Origin of the sequence: Mycobacterium sp. 1423905.2, assembly GCF_001673155.1 — a bacterium.
Taxonomy (GTDB): domain Bacteria; phylum Actinomycetota; class Actinomycetes; order Mycobacteriales; family Mycobacteriaceae; genus Mycobacterium.
On sequence record NZ_LZLE01000081.1, the window covers coordinates 1 to 3,167 of the forward strand.

General features: G+C 65.0%; 4 protein-coding genes and 1 pseudogene. All 5 read right to left on the minus strand.

Going from position 1 to position 3,167, the window contains the following annotated elements:
- Nucleotides 1-29: 29 nt before the first annotated feature.
- On the minus strand, nucleotides 30-314 hold the full coding sequence (locus tag A9W95_RS04410) for a WXG100 family type VII secretion target (RefSeq protein ID WP_067408914.1): 285 nt from the start codon (nucleotides 312-314) through the stop codon (nucleotides 30-32).
- 63 nt (nucleotides 315-377) lie between these two features.
- Complete coding sequence (locus A9W95_RS04415; RefSeq protein ID WP_067409405.1) at nucleotides 378-674, minus strand: WXG100 family type VII secretion target; 297 nt, start codon at nucleotides 672-674, stop codon at nucleotides 378-380.
- A gap of 142 nt (nucleotides 675-816) precedes the next feature.
- Entirely contained in the window at nucleotides 817-1,149 is a 333-nt protein-coding gene (locus tag A9W95_RS04420) for a hypothetical protein (RefSeq protein ID WP_082982890.1), read from the minus strand.
- A gap of 476 nt (nucleotides 1,150-1,625) precedes the next feature.
- Nucleotides 1,626-2,816 carry a PPE family protein gene (locus tag A9W95_RS04425; protein WP_067409406.1) on the minus strand — a complete coding sequence of 397 codons (1,191 nt, stop codon included), beginning with the start codon at nucleotides 2,814-2,816 and terminating at the stop codon, nucleotides 1,626-1,628.
- Between the two features lie 252 nt (nucleotides 2,817-3,068).
- Nucleotides 3,069-3,167: pseudogene (locus tag A9W95_RS04430) on the minus strand (type VII secretion protein EsxI); the annotation flags it as partial.

Here is a 3,167-nt window from a genome sequence, read left to right on the forward strand (position 1 = left end):
GGTGTGCGGCCCTTTTGTCGTTAAGGGTGTCAGGCCCAGCTGGAGCCGACGGCGCTGTCGGTCTGCGCCATGTTGCTGCCGGCGGACTGAACCTTCTGGCCGTGCTGGTTGGCCTGCTCGTAGATCACCTGGAAGTTGCGACCCAACTGGGTGATGAACTCCTGGCACGCCACCGAACCGGCGCCGCCCCAGAAGTCACCGGCAGCCAGCACATCGCGAACGATGGCCTGGTGCTCGGCCTCCAAGTTGGCGGCCTGTGCGCGGATGAGAGCGCCGTGGGCGTCCACATCGCCGAACTGGTAGTTAATCGTCATCGAACCATTTCTCCTTTAGCTTATGAAAGTTGGTGGGGTGCAGCGGCATTCGCCGCGGCGACGTTAGCTGCTCAGGATCTGCTGCGAAGCCTGCTCTTGCTGCTCGTAGTTGTTGGCGTCGCGGACCAGTCCGTCACGCACCCCGTGCAGCATGTTCACGATGTTGCGGAAGGCCTGATTCATCTGACCCATGGTGTCGAGCGACGTCGCCTGCGCCTGACCGCTCCAGCCCGCGCCGGAGATGTTCTGCGAGGACGCCCACATCCTGCGGGCCTCGTCTTCCACCGTCTGAGCGTGCATTTCAAAGCGGCCCGCCATGTCACGCATCGCGTGCGGGTCCGTCATGAAACGTGTTGCCATGTTGCCTGTTCTCCTTGTTAGTGGACCTACTGGACTTTGTTACCTGGATTTCTCATACAGATTGACTGTTGTAATCGCCGGCCGCGGGGCTGCCGAAGTCGTCGATCACCCGTAAAACAACGACAGTCTTCCCCCCTCTCTCTCAACCGGCCGCCGGAGAATGCGGTATCACGCTGCTCGAGCGTGGCATCTCAAAGCGAGGTTCAGCATTCTCGGCTTCCCACTCGTTCCATTCGGCCCATTCATTCCACTCGCCCGTGCCTTCGGCACCTTCTGGGCCCAGTCCCTGTCCTTCAGTCGCCGCCACGGTCGCGTCGACGCTTTCCTCGGACTCTTTGGCCCAGTGGTCGTAGTCATCTGGAGGAACAGCCACACCCCAGCTGAGCGGAACAGACAACCCGCCGAGCATGCCGGATTCAGCCCGCTTCGCCACTACGGCGTCGGGCGGCAAGGGCGGACCAAGAGGCAACAGCACCTTTTCCCCTTCCAGTGCCGATCTCACACACCACGGCTCGGCGGCCATGACATACCACCGAGCACACCAAATCGTATGCCAATACCCGGCACAATGTCCTTAATTCCCCGAATTCACTGGTTCTAGTACACACACGCGCAAAAAGTTGTCGCGGCATGGCCGAAATGCGGAGCTACCGCTCCGCATCCAAGCCGGGCGGCGAGCTGCTGACCTAGGCATGTGAGGCGGGTGGCCACTCCCGAGAAAGGTTGGGGCCCCAGCGGATTCAGTGTCATGCACTTGATGCGGAGCCGGCCAATGCGGCGGGCCGGTGCGCGGTCGTATCGCGGTGCGCAAACGGACGTGCGGCGTCGCTCGAGAACCGTTCCAGCGAAATAGCCGCGGCTTGAATTCGGCCGTCGGCGTCCCGGTAGCGACGCATAACGGCGAAGTCCGTAGCGACCTTCACACTCAACGCGCCGACGCTGTGGAAGGAACTATCCGATGCCGGTCCGCGGAACCACGCTCGGCCGGTTCTGGACGACGTGCGCGCCGCCACCGCCGCGGCCCATCATCCCGCCGGGCATACCACCGCCGGCGCCTCCGGCACCCATGGGCATCGGCATCATCGGCATACCGCCCGTGCCTGCGGCACCGGCGGCTTGTGCCATCTCGGCGGCATTGGGCACGGCACCGAGTCCCGACATTGCCGAGGTTGCCATGCCCTTGGGCACCGACCCTTCCCAGGTCGGCGGCACCGACATCGCGCCCACCAGCCGAGCCTGGCCAAGTCCAGCGGACATGCCCGTGCCCAGCCCACCGCCGCCCAGGCCGTGTAGGCCCGTAGCGGCAGGCGCGGTGTCGCCCACAAACTTCGGCAGATCGGCGGCCATACTCGCGCCGGCCAGTCCGGCGGTGCCCGCGTTGGCGGATTGGGCCAGCGACATCATCGGCGAGATCAACATGCTCGCCGGCATCGCACCAAGTTGCGCCACCGACATCACCGATTCCACCGGCACTGCCGAAGCCACGGATTGCACACCCGACACCAAGGGCGCGGCCGCCGACGAAACGCCCTGCAGCACAGGACTGACCGCACTGGTGGCGGACGAGGCCAGGCCGGTCACCGAGGCACCGACCGATGAGGCCAAGCCCGCCAGGTCGACCGGCGGCGCACTGAACGGCGTCAGCGCCGCCGCCACCGACGTGGCACCACCGTGATACCCGAGCATCGCGGCGACGTCCTGCGCCCACATCTCGACATAGTCGAATTCGGTGGCCGCGATCGCCGGGGTGTTCTGGCCTAAGAAGTTGGTTGCGATCAACGCCATGAGCGACACCCGGTTGGCCGTCACCGCCGCGGGATGCACCGTGCCCGCCAACGCCGTCTCGAACGCCATTGCCGCCGTCCGCGCCTGACTGGCCGCCATCTCCGCCTGACCGGCGGCGGCGCTCAACCACCCCACATACGGTGTGGCGGCAGCCGCCATCGACACCGACGCCGGGCCCGCCCACGGCCCACCGGTCAACCCGGTGATCACCGAGTCAAACGATGAAGCCGACGCCCGCAGATCTGCGGCCAAGCCCTCCCAGGCCTGCGAGGCCACCATCAACGGCCCAGCGCCCGCACCCGAGAAGATACGTAGCGAGTTGATCTCCGGCGGCAACCACGAAAACTCTGGAATCATCCCAACCCCAAACCAGCCAGCCGCTGAAACGGCTCCGACAACGACTCATCCCCGGCAACCCGACACACGCGAGTACCCACGGTAGAGCAAGCTATCCCGTGAAACTGCGCTTTCACGAAATGTTCGCTTCGAAGGTAGCGGCGCGTCGAGTCCCCGCGCTTACTGACTCCAGTGTAATTGCTGTCTGGGCATGCCAAAGGCGCGGATATCACGACCCCCTGTGTGATACCCGCGCCCCTGACCAGGCTGGGCTCAGGCCCAGCTAGAACCCACTGCGGAGTCGGTTTGGGCCATGTTGCTGCCCGCCGACTGCACCTTCTGGCCGTGGCTGTTGGCCTGCTCGTAGATCAC